Below are 423 nucleotides of genomic sequence, written 5' to 3'. Positions count from 1 at the left end.
CAATGAAGCTGCGCATGCCTACCAAGCTTGGCTACAAGAACCCAAAACACATTCAAGCGATTTTCGTCACTAATACCTACCCGGGTGGTTACTGGGAAGACCAAGGCTACAACTGGTTCGGTGGCAGCTGACGCCCGTGGCAACTCCATTGCGCAGCCCGGGCTGCGCTTATTCGCAACCTGAGTATCAAGGAGCTTCACTATGAAAAGGTTTACTACTGCAATCCTAGGTATGTGCCTGGCAGTGGGCGTCGCCGTTGTACACGCCGACGATACGATGGGCAATGACACGATGAAGAAGGACACGATGTCCCACGATACGATGAAAAAGGACACGATGAAAAAGGATGCAATGCATAAAGACTCCATGGGTAAGGACACGATGAAGAAGGACTCAATGTCCAAAGACAGCATGAAAAAAGAC

At 50.1% G+C, this 423-nt stretch carries 1 protein-coding gene; it reads left to right on the top strand.

Features of this window, described 5'->3' with window-relative positions:
* Positions 1–201: 201 nt before the first annotated feature.
* A partial coding sequence (locus KMS84_RS43945) for a pentapeptide MXKDX repeat protein (RefSeq protein ID WP_256921350.1) occupies positions 202–423 on the top strand: 222 nt, incomplete at its 3' end.

Origin of the sequence: Streptomyces hilarionis, assembly GCF_024539675.1 — a bacterium.
Taxonomy (GTDB): Bacteria; Actinomycetota; Actinomycetes; order Streptomycetales; family Streptomycetaceae; genus Streptomyces; species Streptomyces hilarionis.
This window is presented reverse-complemented; position numbering and strand designations above follow the sequence as displayed.